21 protein-coding genes are annotated in these 20,776 nt (G+C 69.5%); 18 read left to right on the top strand and 3 right to left on the bottom strand.

Annotation, left to right across the window (positions count from 1 at the left end; translation table 11 throughout):
- Positions 1 to 47 precede the first annotated feature (47 nt).
- The 3 genes from ACFVMC_RS27905 to ACFVMC_RS27915 all read left to right on the top strand — a co-directional run bounded on the left by ACFVMC_RS27905 (position 48) and on the right by ACFVMC_RS27915 (position 2,630).
- A complete protein-coding gene (locus tag ACFVMC_RS27905) occupies positions 48 to 785 on the top strand; it encodes an aminoglycoside phosphotransferase family protein (protein ID WP_379215080.1) in 738 nt (245 codons plus the stop codon).
- A gap of 134 nt (positions 786 to 919) precedes the next feature.
- The gene (locus ACFVMC_RS27910) at positions 920 to 1,105 is read left to right on the top strand and encodes a DUF1059 domain-containing protein (protein ID WP_379215082.1); all 186 of its coding nucleotides are present in this window, start codon (positions 920 to 922) and stop codon (positions 1,103 to 1,105) included.
- 109 nt (positions 1,106 to 1,214) lie between these two features.
- Positions 1,215 to 2,630: a wax ester/triacylglycerol synthase family O-acyltransferase gene (locus ACFVMC_RS27915; protein ID WP_379215084.1), complete on the top strand. Its 1,416-nt coding sequence runs from the start codon at positions 1,215 to 1,217 to the stop codon at positions 2,628 to 2,630.
- 48 nt (positions 2,631 to 2,678) lie between these two features.
- Here ACFVMC_RS27915 and ACFVMC_RS27920 read toward each other — a convergent pair whose 3' ends face one another.
- Complete coding sequence (locus ACFVMC_RS27920) at positions 2,679 to 3,704, bottom strand: alpha/beta hydrolase (protein ID WP_379215086.1); 1,026 nt, start codon at positions 3,702 to 3,704, stop codon at positions 2,679 to 2,681.
- Between the two features lie 693 nt (positions 3,705 to 4,397).
- Here ACFVMC_RS27920 and ACFVMC_RS27925 point away from each other — a divergent pair.
- The gene (locus ACFVMC_RS27925) at positions 4,398 to 5,078 is read left to right on the top strand and encodes a response regulator (RefSeq protein WP_379215088.1); all 681 of its coding nucleotides are present in this window, start codon (positions 4,398 to 4,400) and stop codon (positions 5,076 to 5,078) included.
- A gap of 3 nt (positions 5,079 to 5,081) precedes the next feature.
- Here ACFVMC_RS27925 and ACFVMC_RS27930 read toward each other — a convergent pair whose 3' ends face one another.
- Both ACFVMC_RS27930 and ACFVMC_RS27935 read right to left on the bottom strand, forming a co-directional pair.
- Positions 5,082 to 5,930, bottom strand: a complete 849-nt coding sequence (locus ACFVMC_RS27930) for an SDR family NAD(P)-dependent oxidoreductase (RefSeq protein ID WP_379215090.1) — start codon at positions 5,928 to 5,930, stop codon at positions 5,082 to 5,084.
- Between the two features lie 25 nt (positions 5,931 to 5,955).
- Complete coding sequence (locus ACFVMC_RS27935; RefSeq protein ID WP_379215092.1) at positions 5,956 to 8,454, bottom strand: FtsX-like permease family protein; 2,499 nt, start codon at positions 8,452 to 8,454, stop codon at positions 5,956 to 5,958.
- Positions 8,455 to 8,700: 246 nt separating this feature from the next.
- On the opposite strand from ACFVMC_RS27935, the gene ACFVMC_RS27940 reads away from it, so the two are divergent.
- The 14 genes from ACFVMC_RS27940 to ACFVMC_RS28005 all read left to right on the top strand — a co-directional run bounded on the left by ACFVMC_RS27940 (position 8,701) and on the right by ACFVMC_RS28005 (position 20,757).
- The gene (locus ACFVMC_RS27940) at positions 8,701 to 10,254 is read left to right on the top strand and encodes a flavin-containing monooxygenase (protein WP_379215094.1); all 1,554 of its coding nucleotides are present in this window, start codon (positions 8,701 to 8,703) and stop codon (positions 10,252 to 10,254) included.
- Positions 10,251 to 11,537: a methyltransferase family protein gene (locus ACFVMC_RS27945; RefSeq protein WP_379215096.1), complete on the top strand. Its 1,287-nt coding sequence runs from the start codon at positions 10,251 to 10,253 to the stop codon at positions 11,535 to 11,537. The genes ACFVMC_RS27940 and ACFVMC_RS27945 overlap by 4 nt, the downstream gene beginning before the upstream one ends.
- The gene (locus ACFVMC_RS27950; protein WP_379215098.1) at positions 11,534 to 12,214 is read left to right on the top strand and encodes a class I SAM-dependent methyltransferase; all 681 of its coding nucleotides are present in this window, start codon (positions 11,534 to 11,536) and stop codon (positions 12,212 to 12,214) included. Before ACFVMC_RS27945 ends, ACFVMC_RS27950 begins: the two co-directional genes overlap by 4 nt.
- The gene (locus tag ACFVMC_RS27955) at positions 12,211 to 13,536 is read left to right on the top strand and encodes a cation:proton antiporter (protein WP_379215099.1); all 1,326 of its coding nucleotides are present in this window, start codon (positions 12,211 to 12,213) and stop codon (positions 13,534 to 13,536) included. The genes ACFVMC_RS27950 and ACFVMC_RS27955 overlap by 4 nt, the downstream gene beginning before the upstream one ends.
- 103 nt (positions 13,537 to 13,639) lie before the next feature.
- Positions 13,640 to 14,128 (top strand): PhzA/PhzB family protein, encoded by a 489-nt coding sequence (locus ACFVMC_RS27960; protein ID WP_379215101.1) that lies wholly within the window; start codon positions 13,640 to 13,642, stop codon positions 14,126 to 14,128.
- 30 nt (positions 14,129 to 14,158) lie between these two features.
- Complete coding sequence (locus ACFVMC_RS27965) at positions 14,159 to 14,773, top strand: isochorismatase family protein (protein WP_379215103.1); 615 nt, start codon at positions 14,159 to 14,161, stop codon at positions 14,771 to 14,773.
- Positions 14,770 to 15,057, top strand: coding sequence for a hypothetical protein (locus tag ACFVMC_RS27970; RefSeq protein ID WP_379215105.1), 288 nt, complete (start codon positions 14,770 to 14,772; stop codon positions 15,055 to 15,057). Before ACFVMC_RS27965 ends, ACFVMC_RS27970 begins: the two co-directional genes overlap by 4 nt.
- Before the next feature lie 9 nt (positions 15,058 to 15,066).
- A complete protein-coding gene (locus ACFVMC_RS27975) occupies positions 15,067 to 15,903 on the top strand; it encodes a PhzF family phenazine biosynthesis protein (protein WP_379215106.1) in 837 nt (278 codons plus the stop codon).
- A 20-nt stretch (positions 15,904 to 15,923) separates the two neighbouring features.
- The gene (gene phzG, locus ACFVMC_RS27980) at positions 15,924 to 16,562 is read left to right on the top strand and encodes a phenazine biosynthesis FMN-dependent oxidase PhzG (RefSeq protein WP_379215108.1); all 639 of its coding nucleotides are present in this window, start codon (positions 15,924 to 15,926) and stop codon (positions 16,560 to 16,562) included.
- A gap of 47 nt (positions 16,563 to 16,609) precedes the next feature.
- Entirely contained in the window at positions 16,610 to 17,506 is an 897-nt protein-coding gene (locus tag ACFVMC_RS27985) for an SAM-dependent methyltransferase (protein ID WP_379215110.1), read from the top strand.
- A gap of 38 nt (positions 17,507 to 17,544) precedes the next feature.
- Positions 17,545 to 18,141 (top strand): DUF2867 domain-containing protein, encoded by a 597-nt coding sequence (locus tag ACFVMC_RS27990; RefSeq protein ID WP_379215112.1) that lies wholly within the window; start codon positions 17,545 to 17,547, stop codon positions 18,139 to 18,141.
- On the top strand, positions 18,138 to 18,839 hold the full coding sequence (locus ACFVMC_RS27995; protein ID WP_379215114.1) for an SDR family NAD(P)-dependent oxidoreductase: 702 nt from the start codon (positions 18,138 to 18,140) through the stop codon (positions 18,837 to 18,839). The genes ACFVMC_RS27990 and ACFVMC_RS27995 overlap by 4 nt, the downstream gene beginning before the upstream one ends.
- Positions 18,836 to 19,483, top strand: coding sequence for a hypothetical protein (locus ACFVMC_RS28000; RefSeq protein WP_379215116.1), 648 nt, complete (start codon positions 18,836 to 18,838; stop codon positions 19,481 to 19,483). The genes ACFVMC_RS27995 and ACFVMC_RS28000 overlap by 4 nt, the downstream gene beginning before the upstream one ends.
- A complete protein-coding gene (locus tag ACFVMC_RS28005) occupies positions 19,480 to 20,757 on the top strand; it encodes an amidohydrolase family protein (RefSeq protein WP_379215118.1) in 1,278 nt (425 codons plus the stop codon). The genes ACFVMC_RS28000 and ACFVMC_RS28005 overlap by 4 nt, the downstream gene beginning before the upstream one ends.
- The last annotated feature ends 19 nt before the right edge of the window (positions 20,758 to 20,776 follow it).

A 20,776-nucleotide genomic window follows, 5' to 3' on the forward strand; every position in this document is an offset into this window, starting at 1 on the left:
GTGATTAGCCGATATGGCGCGCCGGGTCCGTTCGTCATACTGGCCGAGTGGAAGAGGTCGAAGTGGTCGTCGCCCACCGGGACTGCGCGACATTGCGCGTCGGCGCGGTGTTCCTGAAGATCGACTCGGATCAGTCGCGTACCGAGGTCGAAGTCCGCGCCATGGCGCTGGCGCCGATTCCGACGCCGGAGATCCGGTGGCGCGAGCCCCCCGTGCTCGCGCTCGCCGCGCTGCCGGGACGGGCGCTGGGCCGGCTCGGGCACCCGGAGACCGCGTCGTCGGCCGCCTGGGTGGCGGCCGGTGCCACCATCCGGAAGCTGCACGACGCCCCGCTGCCCCCGTTTCCGGAGCGCAGCCGGGCGGATCTCGCCGCGGAGGTCGACGGCGAATGTGCCTGGCTGCTCGCCAACGACGTGCTGCCCGCCGAGGTGGTGACCCGCAACCGCGAGCTCGCCGATCCGGCCCTGCGGCCCTGGACACCGGTGTTCATCCACGGCGACCTTCAGGTCAGCCACATCTTCGTCGCCGACGACGAGGTCACCGGCGTCATCGACTGGACCGAAGCCGCCCGAGGCGACGCCCACTACGACATCGCCACCCTGACCCTCGGCCACCAGACCCGGCTCGACGACGTCCTGACCGGCTACGGCCCCGGCCTCGACCCCGACGTGATCCGCGCCTGGTGGTCCCTGCGCTGCCTGCGCGGCATCCGCTGGCTGATCGAGCACGGCTTCGACCCCTCGCTACCGGGCGGCGAGATCGACATCCTGAAGTCGCGGATGTGATCCGGATTCCGTCCGATCGGCCGGGCCCGGGTCGTGTCGCACGTCGTCCTGCCTCCCGCACTGTGCGTGGATTGTGACCTTGGTCGGTGTGGGCCGGGCCTACCGTTGATAGGCACGGTAAAGGAGGACTGGCGATGACGAGGAAGATAGCCGACTGCCGCAGGTTCCCGAGCGAATCGAACTGCACGCTCACCATCTCCGGGGAAGAGGACGAGGTCGTGCGCGCGGCGACCGAGCACGCGGTCTCGGTGCACGGGCACGAGGACGGGCCGGAGCTGCGCGAGCAGGTTCGCGCGACACTCGAGGACGAGACCGTCTGACCATCGAACAAGCAGTTGCTTGTCAAGTTTGACGGATTCCGCCACAAAAGCGACCTATGTTCACATAGTCTGTCGCGCAAGCAAGGCGTGTTCGAGAGTGGGTGTGCGGATGACCAGCAACGACGCTGGCGCACGGCAGATGGCGGCGCGAGACGCGGTACTGGTCTACGACGAGACGGATCGACACCTCTCGAACATCGTGGCGGTCTACGTGTTCGACGAATCGACGCCCGGCGCGGCGCCGCCGCACGGGGCGGCGGCCGTCGACTGGATGCGTGACCGCCTGGGCTACTCGCCGATCTTCCGGCAGCGGCTGCGGCAGGTGCCGTTCGGCTTCCCGTACTGGGTCCCCGATCCGGACTTCGACATCCACCGCCACGTGCATACCCGCCCGGCCGCCGACTGGGCCGAGGCGCGCCGCAGGATCGCCGATATCGCGTCCACGCGCATGGATCTCACCAGACCGCCGTGGGAGATCCACGTCATGAACGACATTCGCGACGCCCCGCACCTGCCGGGCCCCGCGACAATCGTGGTGCTCAAGTTCCATCACAGCGCCTGCGACGGCGTGGCGACCCGAGCCCTGGAAGCCAGACTGTTCGCCCCGGATGCCGTGCCCGCGCGCGCCGAAAGCATTGCCGAATGGTCCTATTCGGCCGCCCGTCGGCGTGCGGTGGCGACCCTGCCCTATCACCTCGTGCGGTTCGCCGTGGGCCTGAAGCGCACCCGCGCCGCCGCCGCGCGGGTCCGGGCGCGCGCTGCCGCCGGAGAGCTGCACGAGCCCGAGCCTTTCCGCCCCGCCACCCGCTTCAATCGCCGGGTGCGCGAGCGGCTCGCCTTCGACACCGTCGAGTTCTCCTTCGACGAGATCAAGGCCGCCAAGGACGGTTTCGGCGCCGGTGTGACCGTCAACGATCTGCTGCTGACGGTGGTATCCGGCGCGCTCGCGGCCTACCTGGGCGAGCGGAACGAGACACCGCCGACCTCGCTGGCCGCCATGGTCCCTATGTCGATGCGCGGTATCGCACAGTGGAATTCGTCGAATCAGCTGGCACAGCTGGCGGTCGACCTGCATACCGATATCGCCGACCCGGTGCGCCGCCTGCGTGCGATCACGCGGTCGGCCGCCCGGCAGAAGCAGCGTCAGCGCGACAGCGCGGTGCTCGCGCGGGAATCGCGCGTCGAGACCGCGCCCGCATGGTTGCTCCGACTGGCCGGCTGGGCGCGGGCCCGGCGGGTCTTCGACGATGTCGAGACGGTGCCGCTGATCAATACGACGATCAGCAATGTGCCGCGAGTGGCCGAGGACCTCGCGTTCGGCGGCGCCGGACTCGCTGTGGCGCTCGGCGTCCTGCCCATCATGGACGGTGACGGCCTACGCCACCTCATCACCTCGCAGGGGGATCGGATTCTGCTGACCTTCAGCGCCGATCCGGCGATGCTGCCGGACCCGGCGCGCTACGGCGAGTTGCTGCTCGGTTCCTTCCGCGCGCTCACGGCCGCACTCGAGCGGAGCCCCGCATGACACAGGCCGACCCGCCGGAACTTCCGGCGAATCGGCCGCTGCCGTCGTTCAGAGTCCGATCGCCCCCGCCAGCATCGGCCAGGACTGGTGCAGATCGGTCTGCCAATATCCCCAGGAATGTGTTCCTGCCGGACGCTGGTTCACCGTGATATCGGTGCGCCCCAATGCCCGCAACCGGTCGGAGAGTTTTCCCGTGCAGTAATTTGTCACGGTTTCTATCAGGCCGCCGACGAGCATCTGATTGACCAGTTTCCGGTTGTCGTTGTCCAGTCGCGCATTGTCGAGACTGTCGAAACGTCCCGGCAGTCCGGTGCCGCTGGAAATATACATCGGAATTCTGGGCAGCCGGTCCGCCTGGACATAAGGGTCGTGTGCCCGCCAGCCGTCACCGTCATAGGGACCCCACATATTTTCGGCATCGCCCTTGCCGAGTTGTACGACGGTTTTTACAAATGCCATTCCCCAGGGGTCGCTGGTCATGGCGCAGCCGCTGTAGGCGGCTGCGGCCCGGTATAGATCGGGCGCTTGGATCGTGAGGTCGAGTACCGAGGTACCGGCCATCGAAATACCCGCGAGCGCATTCTTTCCGGTGGTGCCGAACGTGGCGTCGATGACCGGAGGCAACTCCTTGGTAAGGAATGTCGCCCACATGTTCCGGCCGTTGTTGCCGAGATGCTCGGCAAGGCCCGGGTCGTCGTTCTGCCAATCCGTGTAGTAGCTGAACGCGCCTTCCATCGGAATGACGATATTGACGTGCTTGTCCGCGAAGAACGCCGCCGCATCGGTCTGCCCGAGCCAGTTCGCGGCGTCCTCGCCGCCGCCCGCGCCATTGAGCAGATAGAGCGTCGGCGCTGGTAGGGCAGTGTTTGGCGGGCGTAGGACCTGCAACGATATGTCACGATCCATGGCCTGCGAGTGCACGGAGATCTCGACCAGCCGACCCTCACGGGGTGTCTGACCGACCAGCCAGGCGCCGGTCGCGGCCGTCGCCGGCGCGCTGTTGTGCCATGCCGGGAAAAGGGAGAGCGTGCACAGACCGGTGATCAGTATTGCGAGACTTCGGAGATAGTTCATTCACATCGATTTCGGGGCTGAGCGCCGAAGATCGGGGGCCCGCACACCGCGAGCCCCCGATCTTCGCGGCGGGATTACTTGCCGGGAGCGGGCGTACCACCACTGATGGTGATCAGCGCGTTCACGATGTTGGTGCCGATCGGTCCGACACTGTTCGTGCCCAGCTTCAAGATTTCAACGAGTGAACCCATGTGTTTCTCCTATCGAGCATTCCGGCACGGGCATCGTCGGCCGTGCCGGGACGGGTCTGAAATATCTGGATGCCCGCGGGATCAGCCCGCGAGGCCGCCGAGTGATCCGAGGAATACATCCCAGAGGCCATCGCCTGCCACTGCGGATCCGAGCAGCGGAATCATGGCGGCGATTACATCACTTAGGGAACCCATCCGGCTCTCCTTCATCTAGATTTCGAGCACCGTGCGACGTCGAGGGGTAGCGCCGTACGGAAGGTCACAGTTATATCTCGTCAGTGACGCAGCTAACATAGCAATCGTTTCGTATGGAAACAAGTGACTAGTTCATTTTTCGCAAAATTCTGATCTGGCTCGTAGGTGACAAGCGTCGGCTGCGGCCATGCCCCGGCCACGGCGCGGAGCCCGGATCGGTTGCCAAATATTCGCCAACTCTGGATATTTGGGTGCCGCCACAGAAGTCTTCGGATGCCCGTAGTGTTTTGTGTGGGAAAGGGGCCGCATGATAGAAAGAAGCATTTCTGTTGTCATCGTCGACGATCACACGTTATTGCGAGTCGCGCTGCGCGACATGCTTCAACTGGAATCCGATATAGAGGTGGTGGCGGACGTCCCGGACGGCCGAACGGGCGTCGACCTGGTCCGGCGGTGGAAGCCGGATGTGATCGTGCTGGACGTGGAGATTCCCGGGGAAACCGTGCGCGAGAACATCGCCGACCTGTTGGAGGTCAGCCCGGACTCGCGAATCCTGATCGTCAGCATGTACCAGGACATCGGGCTCATCCGGGAGTTGGCGGATTCGGGGATCTCCGGCTATCTGCACAAGAGCGCGAGCCGAGAATCGTTGCTGGCCAACATCCGTGCCATCCACGGCGGTGAACGGCACAGCGTCGCGGTGATGTCGGCGCAGGCGCTGCATCTCACCGCCGCCACGGAACCCGCGCTGACCGATCGCGAGTTGCAGATACTCGGACATGTGGCCGACGCGTTGAGCAATCGCCAGATCGCGGGGAAGCTGGGGATTTCGGAGGGGACGGTCAAACGGCACCTGGCCAATATCTTCCAGAAGCTGGGCGCGGTGTCGCGGCTGGACGCGGTCAACCGCGCGGTGGCCGCCAAGGTGATCCGGGCGTCGGCGGGCGTCGAGAGCGCACGCTCGGGCGGTGCGCGACCGGCCGTCTGAGCGTCATCGATGCGGCTCGGCCAGCCGCGCCGCATCGATGACGGCGCGGACCGGCGCGAGCCGTCCGAGGAGCGCGTCGATCGGCATCGCGATGCCCCGGGTGGCCTGCGCGACCCGCAGATATCGGTGCGTATAGACCCGCCCGGATCGGCGGCGGATGCCGCGGACCAGCGCCTTGGCCGCCTGGTCGGGCGAGATCGTCGCCGGTCCGGCCAGGAGGAATCGGCCGAGCCGGTCGGCGGTCACCGTGGATCGGGCATCGACCGCCGCCCGGTTGCCCGCCACGAAGGCTTCCAGCAGCGGCGTTGTGACCAGGCCCGCGTAGGCGACACCCACCGCGACCCCGGTGCCCGTGAGTTCGATGCGCGCGGCGCGGCACAGCGCCTCGACACCGGCCTTGGCGGCGCCGTACGGGGCCATCAGGGGGCTGGGCAGCAGGGCGTAGGCGGACGACATCGCCAGGAAGTATCCCCGATTGCGCTGTAGCGCAGGCAAAGTCGCGTGCAGGGTACGCCACACGCCGAGCAGGTCGACCTCGATGACCTCGTCGAAGGTGGCGGGCGCGAGGGTGTCGACCGGTCGCATCGCCCCGGCGATACCGGCGCTCGCGAGGACCGCGTCGATGCCGCCGAACGCCTCGCAGGCTCGATCGGCCGCGCCCCGCACGGCCGCCTGGTCTGTCACATCGGCGACGACGCCGAGCGCATTCGCGCCGAGCTCCGCGGCCAGCGCGGCGGCGGCCTCGGCATCGCGGTCGACGAGCACGACCCGCGCCCCGGCCGCGACCAGCCGGCGCGCGGTCGCCCCGCCCATGCCGCGCACGCCCGTGATCAGAACTACCTTGTCCCGCATACTGATTCCTCCATGGATCGGCGAGCTATCGGGCCTCGAGGGCATCGACGACGGGCAGGCGCGCGGCGCGTAGCGCGGGGGGAACAGCGCCGAGCAGGCTCACCGCCAGCGCCAGCAGGGCGAATCCGGCCGTGGCCGGCGAGGCGCGGTAGCCGATGTCCAGCCCCAGTGCGGCCGAACTGACGATCGACCCCAGATACTGTGTGGCGCTTCCGATTCCGAGACCGAGCAGGGCGCCCACGACGGCGACGCCCGCAGCCTCGGCGAGCACCGAGCGGAGCAGGAAGCGGCGGCCGGCGCCGGTGGCCCGCAGCACGCCGAGTTCGCGGCGACGTTCGAGCACCGAGAGCATGAAGGTGTTCAACAGGGCGACGGCGGCGACACCGCCGATGATCCAGGTGATCGCCCAGGTCAGCGCGGCGCCCTGGGCGACCGCGCCGCGCACTCCGGCCACCGCCGCCGCGCCGGTGAAGACGTGGGCAGTGGCCGGAATTGCCTGGCGGACAGCCTTTTCGACTGCGCCGGGGTCGGCGCCGGGGGACAGGTGCACGCCGAGCAGCGTCGCGCCGGGCCGGTCGAACCAGTCGCGCAGCTGATCCAGTCCCGCGACGACGGCGCCCGCCAGCACCGAGAAGTATGGAATCACCCCGAGCACCTCGGTGTGCCGAATTCCCTTCGGAGTCGGCAGCTCCAGCGTGCTCCCGGTCGAAACGCCCAGTGCGCGAGCCAGATCACGCGAGACCAGTACGCCGAGGCCCGCGTCGATCCGGGCCCGAACCGCCGGGTCCACGGTGTCGAATACCGGATGCCGCAACTCGGGCGAATGTCCTTGCAGCAGTGCCCGGGTGCCCCGGACCGTGGCGAACACGAACTGACTCGGCAGCACGGTCGCGACCCCGGGGATCGCGGCGACCGCGGCGGCGGTGCCCGGCGGGAGCGGCGCGGTGGAGAACGAGTCCGCGGGTTGTGAGCCCACCCAGAGTTCGGTACCCGCCAGCGACCGGAAGTAGCCGCCCGTCGAATCCAGGACATTCCCGCTGGAACCGGTGATCGTCACGGTCATGGCCACCGCGATCGTCACGGTCATCACCGTGGCCCACACGCGTTTCGGCGCCCGCCGCAGCGAGGTCGCCGCCAGCACACCCGGTGCGCCGAAGCGCTGGGTCAGTGCCGCCGCCGCGCGCACGATGGCTCCGCTCGCCGTGCAGCACAGGCAGACCGCGGCGAGGAACGCGAGCGCGAGCGCCGCGGTCGACAACCGGCCCACGTCCGCGCGGGCCAGCATCCCGGCAGCGATCGCCGCTGCGAGCCCGGCCAGCGCGGCCCCGGCCCGCAGCCGTCCGCCGGGTCCCGGCGCCGGTTCGGCGCCGAGGGGTGTCAGAGCTTGGATAGGTGTGGCCCGGTGCACATCGCGCGCGGCCAGCCCGGCCGCCGCGACGGTGACGGCGACACAGACGACGGCGGTCCCGAGCAGGGTGCGGGGCGGCAGTATGTATTCCAGTCTGGCCTCGACGGTTTGCACGAGGGCCGGCGGCAGCGCGCCGATCGCGAGCCGGCCCGCCAGCACACCCAGCGCGCCGCCGACCGTCGCGGCGACGAGTGCCAGCAGTGCGGTCTCGGTGAGCAGGTCCCGCACCATCGACCGTGGCCGCCCGCCGAGCGCGCGCAGCGTCGAAAGCGCGGCTCGCCGTTGCGAAACGACCGTCGTCGTGGTGGTGTAGACCAGGAACGCCGCGACGATCAGGGAGACGGCGGCGGCCATCAGGGTCGTGTATCGCAGCATCGCGATCCCGCTACCGGTCTGGGCGGCACGGAAATTCGGGTCGGCCACTACGGCGCGCCCGGCGACGACCGCCTCGATACGGGACCGCAGGGCCCGCACATCCGATCCGGGCTTCGGCACGATCAGAATCGAATCCAGCGAGCCGGGCCGGTCGAGGAGGAGCTGCGCCGAACCCAGTGGGGCGAGGACGAAATGCCCGCCGTTGATCCGGCGCGCGGCATCGCTGTCGAGCACCGCGGCGGCCGTGACCCGGGCAGAGCCGAGCTCGAAGCTGGCGCCCTCGGCCAGTCCGAGACCGGTGCCGATCGCAACACCGTTCGGCGTGGCGGCGAGCTCGGCGGCCATCTCGAAACCTCCGCCTACGGCGCGCAATAGATCGCTGCCCAGGGCCATGACGGTCGAATCCACGCCCAGCAGCAGGGTGCGACCGGATTCGGCGTCGAACACGCTGCGCAGCATCGGCACCGCGGCCCGCACCCCGTCGATCGCGGCGATCTCGCGCGACAGTGACTGATCGAAGCCGCTGTCGGTGATGCCGAGTACCTCCAGGCGCGCCGCACCGCCCACGCCCTCGGCGAGTTTGTCGACCGAGCCGCTGATCGAGCCGGTGATGCCGACGACGGTGACCATCAGCATGGCCGAAACCGCCACCACCCCGATCGAGATCAGCGCCCGGGCACGGTGTGACCGCAGCTCCCGCAGATGCAGGACTCGCAGCCGGTCCAGCCACGCACCGAACATGGTGACTCCTCCGGGTCGGCCGGCGCTCCGCGCTCGGAGCGACGGGTCACCGCACGCTCCCGGCGGAAAGCTCGCTGGGACAGAGGCGTGAGCCCGCCCGCTGGATACGTCGACCTGTATCGCGTTGTGGCCGAAGGAGAGTCGTGGACCGCGCACGGAATCCGGCTGTATCCGCGAGCCGCCGGGCGCGCTCGGAGTAGTGGGTGGGCAGCTAGGCATCGCGACGATCGAACAAGGGGCCCGGTTATGAGTACCAGCGAGAAGAGCGGCCGCGCCGATGGTCGGGCCGCGCCGTCGGGGCGCGTCGACCACGAGGCCGTCGTCATCGGCGCAGGTTTCAGCGGGCTCGGCGCCGCCATCGAGCTCTCCCGGCTCGGCATCGACTACGCCGTGCTGGAGCGCTCCGACGATGTCGGGGGCGCCTGGCACGCGAACCGCTATCCCGGGATCGGGGTCGATACCGCGGCGCCGACCTACTCGTATTCCTTTGCGCCCAACCCGGATTGGTCCCGGTTGTACGCGCCCGGCGCGGAGGTGCAGCAGTACGCCGCGCGGATCGCGGACGACTACGCGGTGCGGCGGCGCATCCGATTCGCGACCACGGTGACCGGCGCGCACTGGGATGAGGCGAGCGGGGTCTGGACCGTCGGCACCGCCGACGGCCGCCCGGTGACCTGCCGGATGCTGATCGTCGCGACCGGATTGCTGTCCCAGGTGCGCAGACCCGATATCGCGGGACTGGACAGCTTCACCGGCGCGATCGTGCACACCGCCGCCTGGGACGACGAGGTCGATCTGACCGGTAAGCGGGTCGCGCTGATCGGCACCGGCGCGACAGCGGTGCAACTGCTACCCGAGATCGCCGATCGGGTCGAGCACATCGAGGTCTACCAGCGCCGGCCGATCTGGGTGGCGCCCAAGCCGGATTTCGCCATGCCGCCGCTGGCCCGCAGCATGTTCCGCCGTCTGCCCGGCACCCAGCGCGCGCTGCGTTTCCTCAACGCCGCCGCCAACGAGGTGCTCGCGCTGGCCTTCCTGGTCTACCGGTTCTTCCCGCCGGGCATCGCGGCGCTGGAGGCCCTGTGTCGGCTCCATCTGCGAATGCAGGTGCGCGACAAGGAGATACGGTCACGGCTGACGCCCGACTACACCTTCTGGTGCAAACGGCCGACCTTCTCCAACCACTACCTGCGGACCTTCAACCGGGCCGAGGTCGATCTGGTCACCGCCCCGATCGAGCGCGTCGCGCCGCACGGCATCGTCACCGCCGACGGCGTCGCGCACGACGTGGACGTGCTGATCCTGGCAACGGGTTTCGTACTCCAGCAGCAGGGCTCCTTTCCGCCGTTCCCGATCGTCGGCCGGGCGGGAGTCGAGATGGGCGACTGGTTCCACGCGCACGGGTACGAGTCCTACGAGGGCATCGCCGTGGCGGGCTATCCGAATCTGTTCTATCTCAGCGGGCCGTACTCCTTCGCCGGGCTCTCCTACTTCTTCGCCGTGGAATCGCAGATGGCGCACATCCGCCGTGTGGTCACCGAGATGCGGCGGCGGTGCGCGGGCACCTTCGAGGTGAAACGTCCCGCGCAGCAACGATTCGTGGCCGGGATGGATCGGCTGTTGCGCGCGAGCGTGTGGCGTAGCAGCGGTTGCGCGACGGCCAACAGCTACTACTTCGACGAGCACGGGAAGCCCAGGCTGGTCCGTCCGCGGCCGACGGTGCAGGCCTACTGGCAGGATCGGCGGTTCCCACTCACCGACTACAGCTTCGCCCCCCGCCCCGACGAGGCCGCGGCATGAGCAGCGACCTCGTTCTCCGCGGTATCGCCACCGGCGGACCGCTGGCGCTCGTGCTGGGCGTGGCATGGCGGTGGCGGCCCAGCCGGCGCGTCGTCGCCGGCGCCGTGCTCGCGACGATCTGGGCGGGCGTCTCGCTGCTGGTCGTCAATGTGGTCGCGATCGAGCTCGGGTGGTGGTCTTTCCAGGCCGCGGGCCGGATCGCCGGTGTGCCGGTGGACCTGCTGTTCGGGTGGGCGCTGCTCTGGGGCACCCTGCCGCCGCTGGTGGCGGCGCGGTTTCCCACGGTGGGTGTGCCCGCGGCGGTGTGTGGTGCGGCGGGCGCGCTGGTCGCGGTGGACGCGGTCGTGATGGGACGGTTCGAGCCGGTCGTCACGCTGCACCGGTACTGGCTGCTCGGCGAGGTCGTCAATGTGGTGGTCGTGCTGGTCCCGGCGGTGGTCCTCGGGGTCGCGACCGCGCGCGACACCCACCTGTTCGCCCGGGCGGCGATCCAGGTCAACGGATTCGCGACCCTGCTCGGCTTCGTCGTGCCGTCCGCGGTGTTCAGCGTCGGCGCGGGCGATTGGACGACGCTGCTGCACCGGCCGCTGGCGGCGTGGGCGGTGTTCGGGGTGATCCTGGTGTGCGCGGGGACCGTCGGCGTGCAGGCGGTGATCGAATGCGCGCTGATCGGCCGGGGCACGCCGGTGCCGTTCGATCCGCCCAAACACCTGGTGTCCTCGGGCCCGTTCGCCTATGTCAGCAATCCGATGCAGCTCGGCGGCGCGGCGGTGGTGTTCGGCTGGGGCGCGATGATCGGCGACCTGCTCGTGCTCGTGGTGCTGATCACCATGTTCTGCGCGGTCATCACGATCTCGAACCGGACCGAAACCCCGGACCTCACCCAGCGATTCGGTGCGGAGTTCGCCGCCTACCGGGCCCTGGTGCGGCCGTGGCGGGTGTCGTGGCGGCCCCGGCATCCGGCCGGGGGCGCGGATCGCTCGGCGGTACTCACGGTCGCGCCGGGACCGGTCGCGTCCGTGACGGTCGCGCTGTTGCGCCGGGTCCGGGTGCACGATCTGACCCTGGTGCTGGAGCCGGGCCGCGACCGGCCCGGTGTGCGCTATGTGTCGCCCGCGGTGACCGCCGTCGGCCCGGCGGCGCTGAGCCGCGCCCTGGACCACACGAATCTCCTACTGGCACTTGCCGGTTGGATGGCCAGATGCACCCCGGTGGGGATCTGGCAATGGACGCCGCGCCCCGCGCTGACCCGCTCGCTTCCCTGCACCGAGGAGATCCCATGAAATTCGATATCACCAAGACCTATCCGCCGGTGGTGTGGTGGCTCTACGACCACGTCATCGCCGACGGTGTCCAAGCCATGAACGCGGGACTGGTCGAGGAGCTGAGCACCGCCCTGCCCGACGGGAGCCGAGTGCTCGATGTGGGTTGCGGCGGCGGTCAGCTCGCCCTCGAATTGTCCGCGCGCAATCCAGGATTGCGGATCGTCGGCGTCGACGCGGACCCCGGACAGGTCAGGCGGGCCGCGCGCCGCGTCGTCCAGCGTGCGGACCGGCTGCGTTTCGAGCGGGCCAGCGCGGATCGGCTGCCCTTTCCGGACGACTCGTTCGACGCGGTGGTGAGCGTCGGGTCGGTCAAACACTGGCCGGACGCGGCCGCGGGCATGGCCGAGATGGTCCGGGTGCTGCGGCCCGGCGGACTGCTCCGGGTGCTCGAGGCCGATCGGTCCACCACCCTCGCGGACGCCCGGATCACGGTGGGCTGCTTGCAGTATCCGCGTCCGCTGCGTGGCCTGGGTGCGCGCTTCTTCCGTGCCTGTGTGGCCGGGCCCGGCGTGAGCCTGGACAACGCCCGGGCACTGCTGCGCGGACTGCCCGTGGAGCAGGCCCGCATCGCCCCGGTACCGCAGGCCCCCGCGATCTGGCAGATCTCCGCGCGCGGATACGCGGAATCGGCATGACCCTCGCCGCCGCGCCCGTCGCGCCCCTGTCCGGCGACGTGCTGCTGGTACTCGTGCTGCAACTGGCGGTGCTGCTGCTGGCGGCGCGGCTGCTGGGTGCGCTGGCGAACCGGTTGGGCGCCCCGGCCGTGGTCGGCGAACTGACCGCGGGTGTGCTGCTGGGGCCCTCGGTGCTGGCGCATGTGGCGCCGCCGGTGTCGCGCTGGCTGTTTCCGCCCGTCGCCGAGCAGATGCATCTGCTCGACGGTGTCGGCCAGCTCGGCGTGCTACTGCTGGTCGGGCTGGCGGGTACGCAGCTGGACCTCGGGCACCTGCGCAAGAACGTCGGAAAGGCGGCGAAGATCAGTGCCGGGGGCCTGGTGATTCCGTTGGCGCTCGGCATCGGAGCCGGATTCGCGCTGCCCTCGCCGCTGCGCCCGGAGGGGACCGAGCGGCTGGTATTCGCGCTGTTCCTCGGCGTGGCGATCTGCGTCTCCGCGATTCCGGTGATCGCGAAGACGCTGATCGAACTGCGGCTGGCGCACCGCGATATGGGCCAGCTCACCATGACCGCGGGACTGGTCGACGACGTGGCGGGCTGGCTGCTGCTGTCGGTGGTCGCGGCCATGGCCACCAACGGGTTTCGCGGCAGCACGGTACTCGTGTCGCTGGGCTGGCTGGTGCTGGTCCTGATCTTCACGATGGTGGTAGCCCGGCCGCTGGTCCGGCGGGTCATGCGGTGGGCGAGCGGCACCTCGGAGCGAGGCGCGCCGATCGGCGCGGTGGTGATTCTGCTGCTGCTCGCGTCCGCGGGCACGCACGCGCTGAAGTTCGAGGCCATCCTGGGCGCGTTCCTCTGCGGCATCCTGATCGGATCCTGCGGCATGGATCTGGCCCGGCTGGCGCCGCTGAACTCGGTCGTGATGTCGGTGCTCGCGCCGATCTTCTTCGCCTCGGCCGGGCTGCGCATGGATCTGACCGCGCTGGCGCACCCGCCGCTGCTGGCCGGTGCGCTGGCGGTACTCACCATCGCCATCGCCGGGAAGTTCCTCGGCGCGGCGCTGGGAGGCCTGGCCAGTGGACTCTCGCGCGCGGAATGCGTGGCGCTCGGCGCCGGAATGAACGCCCGCGGCGTCATCGAGGTGATCATCGCGATGGTCGGCCTGCGCCTGGGCGTGCTCGGCGTCGAGGCATACACGGTGTTGATCCTGGTCGCCGTCATCACCTCCCTGATGGCGCCGCCGATCCTGCGGCGGGCGATGGCCGCGACGACCGAGACCGCCGACGAGGCGCGGCGCGAACAGCAGCGGATGGCACTGATCGATGCCGAACGCCCCGGCTAGGCCGGGGTGTATCCATGGCAGCGGTCGTTCGCTCTGTCTGTGAAACCTGTTTGTCACATTCGATCAGCGCCGCCCAGGCCGCCCGACCTTGTGGAGCGACACCATGACGATCTCGACCGACTCCGGTTCCATCCCCTCCGACGCGGCTGTCCGCGCCGCCAATCGCCGGATGGTGGCGACCTATATGGGCTGCCGCGGGAATGATCGCCTCAGCCGGCATTCGCTGTTCACCGAGGACGGCACCGGCGGATTGTGGACCACCGAGACCGGGGAGCCGATCGTGATCTCCGGCCGCGACAAACTCGGCGCGCACGCCGTCTGGTCGCTGCGCTGTTTCCCGGATTGGGAGTGGACCGAGGTGGAGATCTTCGACACCCAGGACCCGAATCGGTTCTGGGTGGAGTGCCAGGGGACCGGTGCGATCCGCTTCCCGGGGTACGAGCCCGGGCACTACACCAACCACTTCATCCATTCCTTCGAGTTCGAGAACGGTCTGATCAAGCGGCAGCGGGAGTTCATGAATCCCTGTCGGCAGTTCCAGGCGCTCGGGATTTCCGTGCCGGTGATCAAGCGCGAGGGCATCCCCACCTAGCCCGCCGGTGTAGCGAGGAAGAAGCAGCCGATGAGCCTGCCGAGCATCGACGACTACCACCTGTCACCGCCGTTTCCGGCGAATACCGCTGCCTGGCAGCTCGATCCGGCGCGTGCGGTCCTGCTGGTCCACGACATGCAGGAGTACTTCCTGCGGGCCGTCCCGCCGCGGCTGCGCGGGCAGCTGATCGGTCAGGCGGCGGCGGTGCGCGACCGGTGCGCCCGCGCGCACGTCCCGGTCGCCTACACCACCCAGCCCGGCGGGATGACCACGATCCAGCGCGGCCTGCTCGCCGACTTCTGGGGGCCCGGGATGCGCACGGTCGACGCCGACCGGCGGATCGTGCCGGAATTGGCGCCCGCCGAGGCGGATTGGGTGATCACCAAGTGGCGCTACAGCGCGTTCCACAACACGCGGCTGCTGGCGCGGCTGCGGACCGCGGGCCGCGATCAGCTCCTCATCTGCGGTGTGTACGCGCATGTCGGCATCCTCGCGACCGCGATCGACGCGTTCAGCCACGATATCCAGCCGTTCGTAGTGGCCGACGCGACAGCCGATTTCACCGCGGACGAGCATTCGGCCGCGCTGCTGTACATCGCGCGCCGCTGCGGTGTGGTCCTGGCGGGCGCGGAGGTGCTGCGATGATCGTCGATATCGCCTGGTGGGATCTCCCCGAATCCGGGATCGGGCTCGAACGGCTGCGCGCCGATCTGACCGAGCGGCGACTGCGGCAGTGGCGCGAGGTCGAAGGACTGAGCGCCAAACTCTGGCTCGCCGACCCGCGGCGGGGCCGGTGGGGCGCGGTCATGCTGTGGGACCGGCCGCCCGACCCGGAACTGTTGCCGCCGAATCGAGCGCTGGAATTGATCGGCGCCGCGCCCACCCACCGTGTCCGTTTCGATGTCGCCGCCGTCGTGCGCGGCCGTTAGGTGCCGATCATGCTTGCCTACACCGTTGTCGACGCCTTCACCAGCGAGCCGCTGACCGGCAATCCCGTCGCGGTCTGTTTCGCGGCCGATCATCTCGACGCGGCCACGATGCAGCGGATCGCGAATGAGATGCACCTGTCGGAAACGACTTTCGTGCTGGCGCCACAGTCCGGCGGCGATGCCCGGGTACGGATCTTCACGCCGGTGAACGAACTGCCGTTCGCCGGTCATCCGATCCTGGGTACGGCGCTGGCGCTCTCGCAGCGCACCCGATCGCGGTCACTCGCGTTGGAGACCGCGATGGGGCTCGTGCGCGTCGAGGTCGAGCCGCGCGGCGCGCAGGGCGGGCGGGTGCGTATGTCGCAGCCGGTGCCGGTGTGGTCGCCGTATCAGCGCAGCACGGAACTGCTGGCCGCGCTCGGCGTGACCACGCCCGCGCTGCCGGTGACCCAGTACCGCAACGGCCCGCGGCACGTGCTCGTCGGCCTGGACAGCGTGTCCGAACTGGTCGCGCTCACCCCTGATCAGCGGCGCCTGGCCGAGCACGAGGACATGTCGGCGATCTGTTTCGCCGCATCTGGCGAGCATTGGCGGATGCGCATGTTCTCCCCGGCCTACGGCGTCGCCGAGGACGCCGCCACCGGTTCGGCGGCCGGTCCGATGGCGATCCATCTGGCCCGCCACGGCAAGGCCCGGTTCGGCGACCAGGTGTGGATCCGCCAGGGCGTCGAGCTGGGCCGTCCCTCGGATCTGTTCGCCGTCGCGCACCACGGCGCGACGGCCGTCGAATCGGTCCTGGTCAGCGGTGACGCCGTCACGGTCGCGCGCGGCCACCTGCTGTTGTGAACGGTGGAAGGGAATCGCGAATGCGCCCAGCCGATTTCGAAACCCTGACCGCGACCGTCGACTGCGGCTTTCCGGAATACCTCGATCCGCCCGGTGATCCGGCCGGGCTGCTGGACGCGTGGCTGGCGGCGGCACACCGGCAGGGTGTGCGCGAACCGCTGGCGCTCGCGCTGGCCACCGCGGACACCGAGGGACGGCCGTCGACGCGGATGGTGTCGATCAGCGCCGTCGAACCCGGCGCGCTCGTCTTCGCTACGCAGACCACCAGCCGTAAGAGCCGGGACCTGGCCATGAATCCGCGGGCCGGCGGTGTCCTGTATTGGCGCGAGACCGGTCAGCAGGTTGTGCTGTCCGGCTGTGTCGACCCGGTCGGCGCGGCCGGGTCCGAGGCCATGTGGCACGCCCGGCCACGGGCCCTGCATCCCATGACGGTGGCCTCCGAACAGAGTCTGGAGCTGGAATCACCCGAGTTGCTCGCCCGGCGCGCGGCCGAACTCGCCGCCGGCCCCGAACCCTTGGCCCGGCCCGCGCGCTATGTCGGATATCGGCTCGTCCTCGACGAAATCGAGTTCTGGTGCTCGGATCCGGACCGGTTGCACCGCCGCCTCGCCTACCGCCGGACCGGTGGGCGGTGGGAGTGGAAACGACTGCAACCCTGAGCGATCCAGCGCCGGAGACCACCACCAACCAGCACCTCGGAGTAGTCATGACCAGCACCCCCGCTTCGCTCGCCGACCTGTACATCCCTGAAGGCGTCGGCCGGACAGCGCTTTTCATCGCCTGGCAACGGCACGCGGAGAGTATCCGGCCCGACGCCCTCTTCCGTGATCCGCTCGCCGACTGGGTGACCGGCACGCTCGCCGAACATCCGGTCATGGCGCACTGCACGCAAATGGTGCGGGAGGTGCTCGGTGAGAAGCCCCGCTATCCGGACTATTTCACGGTCCGGACCCGGTTCTTCGACGACCGCATCATGGCCGCGCTGCACGACGGCGTGCACCAGATCGTCACCCTCGCAGGCGGATTGGACGGGCGACCGTTCCGGCTCGCATGCCCGCCGGATGCACGCTGGTTCGAGATCGACCTGCCGGACATGTGCCGATTCAAGCAGTCGATCACCCACCTCGCGGGGCTGCGGGCCGCTTGTCGATGGCAGCCGGTGGCGGCCGATCTCACCGGTGACTGGCCGGCCACGCTCGCCGCCGCCGGGTTCGACCCGGCACTGCCGACCGTCTGGCTGATCGAGGGGCTGTTCATGTATCTGACCGACGCGCAGGGTGATGCCCTGCTCACGACCGTGCGGCGAGCGGCCGCGCCGGGGAGTTTGCTGCTAATCGAGCACCTCCAAGCCTCGATGCTGGGCGAGCCGGGCCGCTGGGCAAGGGAGCGGGTCGAGTCGCAGGGCGCGCGCTGGCTTTCGGCCCGAGACGATCTCGAGCGGTGGCTGGCCGGGCACGGTTGGGTCGCCGAGGTGCACGCCGGGGACGATCCGGCCATCGGCCTGGGGCGTTCGGTCGGGCCGGTGCCCGCCGCCTGGCTGGCCGCGGCCACTCCTGTCCGCGTCGATGTATCCAGCGGGCCCGCCGCGCGGTCTGTCCGCTAGCCCCACGAATTCCCGGTCACCGACGGAGGTCTCGACCCATGAAGCTCCCCAATTCCACCTATACGGCGCGGGCGTGGGCATTGGCCGATATCGCCCCCGACTTCCGGGTGGAGGACGTGTGGATGCTGCCCGCGGGCGGTAGCCCCGACGAGTTTCCGGAGCTGGTGCGCCAGATCGCCGCGGGGGAGGGGGCGTTCGAGGGGGAGCGGTTCGCCGTCCTGATCTATGTGGCCCGCCAGAAGCTGGGCGCCTGGTTCGGCTGGGACCGTCCCGAGCACGGCCTCGGCACCCGCGCGATATCGCTGCGTGAGCGCCTGCCGCAGGACGCGGGCTACGAGCGCGGGCCGGATCAGCGTGGGGCGCCGTGGACTTCGGTCTACTGCACCGACCGGGAATGGGTGACCGAGTACGCGAGCCGGACGGTGCACGCGCTGATGCTGGTCGGCTGGGTACCGGAGGGCGGTGTGCATCGCGGCGAGATGACGGTGCTGGTACGGCCCAACGGTGTGCTCGGCCGGCTGTACATGGCGGGAATCCGCCCGTTCCGCCGTCTGGTGGTGAATCCGGCGTTCTTTCGCATGGTGGAGCGGAATTGGGACAAGAGCCGGGCCGACCGTCGGCCGGGAGTTCAGTGACCGCGGGGCTGGCCGTCGTCACCGGTGCGGCCGGTGGAATCGGCACGGCCACTACGGATCTGCTCGCTGCCGCGGGCTATCGCGTTGTCGCCGTGGACAAACGACCATTCGACAGTGCCGCGGCCGCCGACTGTCAGGTGGTCGACCTGTCCGACCCCGCCGCTATCTGCGCCTTCTTCACCTCGGTGGAGCAGACGCACGGCGTGGTCTCGGCACTGGTGAACAATGCCGGAATCTATTTGGCCCGTGACTTTCTCGACTACGGGGCCGCCGACTTCGACGCGGTGCTCGATGTCAATCTGCGCGCCGCGTTCTTCTGTACCCAGCACGTCGCGCGGCGGTTGATCGCCACGGGGGCGACCGGCTCGGTGGTCAATGTGGGATCGATCAGCGGGCAATCCGGCAGCCCGGACGCGGCCTACGCCGCGTCCAAGGGCGCGCTCATCGCCCTGACCCGCGGCCTGGGACGAGCGCTGGCGGTGCATCGGGTCCGGGTCAACGCGGTGGCGCCCGGAATCATCGAAACACCTATGGCCGCACGAATTCCCGACGGTAGGGCACGCGCGTACCGGGCGCAGATCCCGGTCGGTCGCTTCGGCACGCCGGATGAGGTCGCCGCGGCGATCGGCTATCTGATCAGCCCCGCGAGCAGCTATGTGACCGCGTCGGTACTGGATGTCAACGGAGGCCTGCAGTGAGTACACCCACCGAGCTACCGATCCCGGACGGGCTGCTGACCGATTTCGCCCAGCGTTGGCACGAACTCGCCGCCGGGTGGGGGCGGCGCTCGGCGACGATCGCGACCATCGGCCCCGCGGGCACCTCCAGCGATGTGGTGGCCGGGCTGCTGACCGAGCGCTACGGGATGCGGGTCCGGCTGTTCCCGACCTTCGACGCCGTCCTGGCGGCCGTGCTGGACGAGTCCGCCGACCTGGCCCTGGTGCCGAGCGCGTACCGCGATATCACCGGGTTCCATTGGCATCCCGCGCTTCGGCTGCTGTCCTACTTCCAATATCCGACACCGGATTACGGCATCGTCCGGCGTGCACAGGATCCGCCGCCGCTGCCGGTGACGGGCCCGATCCACGTGGCCTCCATGTGGGAGGTGCGCCGCCTGTTCGCCGAGCTCGCGCCGCCCGAACTCGCGGGCCGGGCGGTGCGGTGGCGCGACGCCGACTCGACCCAGCACGCGGCCCGGCTGGTTGCCGCGGGCGCGTGCGAGCTGGGCATCACCAATACCCCGGGCGTGGATACGAACGATCTGTGCTGGGTGGCGCGCCGACCCGGTGCGGAAATCGTCTGGGCGGTCTTCGAACGGCGCCGGGACGAGGAATCCACATGAGCCGAAAGACATTGCTGCACCGGGTCACTGTGCAGGAGGGGCTGGGGCTGCCGTCGGTGCCGGACCGCAGCGTCCTGCTCGCCGGGGACCGAATCGAAGCCGTGCTACCCGCGGCGCAGGCGCCGCTGTCCACGCCGGGCATCGACGTACTCGACGTCTCGGGCCGGACCGTGATGCCCGGAATGACCCTGGGGCACACGCACATCGCGTATCAGAACGTGCTCGACGCGCGCGACATGCTCTACCGGTATCCGGTGCCGGAGCTGACGTTGCGCGCCGCCGAGAACGCGCGAAACCTGCTGGCGCTGGGCTATACCGGATTCGTCGGCGCCGGATCGGTGTCCGGTATCGATATGGCCCTGTACCGGGCGGTCGAATCCGGCCGGATGATCGGCCCGCGCATCACACCGTGCAGCCGGGATCTGATGGTGTCCGGCCCGCCCGAGCGCCGCGACGGCGAGGTGAGCAAGCGCATTCCGACCGATCTCATGCGGCTGGTCGACACTCCTGAGGAGCTGGTCGACTACGTGCGGACCGAGGTCGCGGAAGGCGCGCAGGTCATCAAGGTGTTCTCCTCCGGCGACGACACCTTCCCCAACGCGCGCTCGCACGAGCTGCTGTTCTCCCCGGAGGAGCTGCGGATTGCCGCCGACACCGCGCACGAGCTCGGGGTGAGGATCCGGGCGCACTCGCGCGGGCTGGACGGCATCCGCAATGCCATCGCCGCCGGCGTGGACATCATCGATCACGCCACCTACGCCGATGACGCGGCCCTGGAAGCGATTGCCGCACAGGGGATCTTCGTGATTCCCAGCCTGTATCAGCCGCATCGGCTGCTGACCACCGGCACCGAGCACGGCAAGACCACCGACTACCTCGAATCGCTGGAATTCGAGGCGGAGATCGAGAACACGCTGCGGATCCTGCCGCTGATGGTCGAGCTGGGTATCCCCATCGTCGCGGGCGACGACTTCGGTTTCGCCTGGACACCGCACGGCACCTACGCCGAGGAACTCGTCGCCTATGTGCGGATGGCCGGTATCCCCGCACCGGAGGTGATCCGCTGGGCCACCGCCAACGGCGCCGCTCTCGCCGGTCGCGCCGACGATGCCGGAACCGTACAGCCGGGACGCCTCGCCGACCTGGTGCTCACCAATGGCGATCCGGCACAGGACATCACCGTTCTGACCCGGCCGGAGGCGATCGAGGCGGTCCTGCTCGGCGGGCGCGTGGTCGCCGGAGATCCGACTCGATACCACCCGGCGGCGGTCTAGCCGCCCGTCCTTCCAGGAG

Source organism: Nocardia sp. NPDC127579 (genome assembly GCF_042672005.1).
In the GTDB taxonomy this organism is placed as follows: domain Bacteria; phylum Actinomycetota; class Actinomycetes; order Mycobacteriales; family Mycobacteriaceae; genus Nocardia.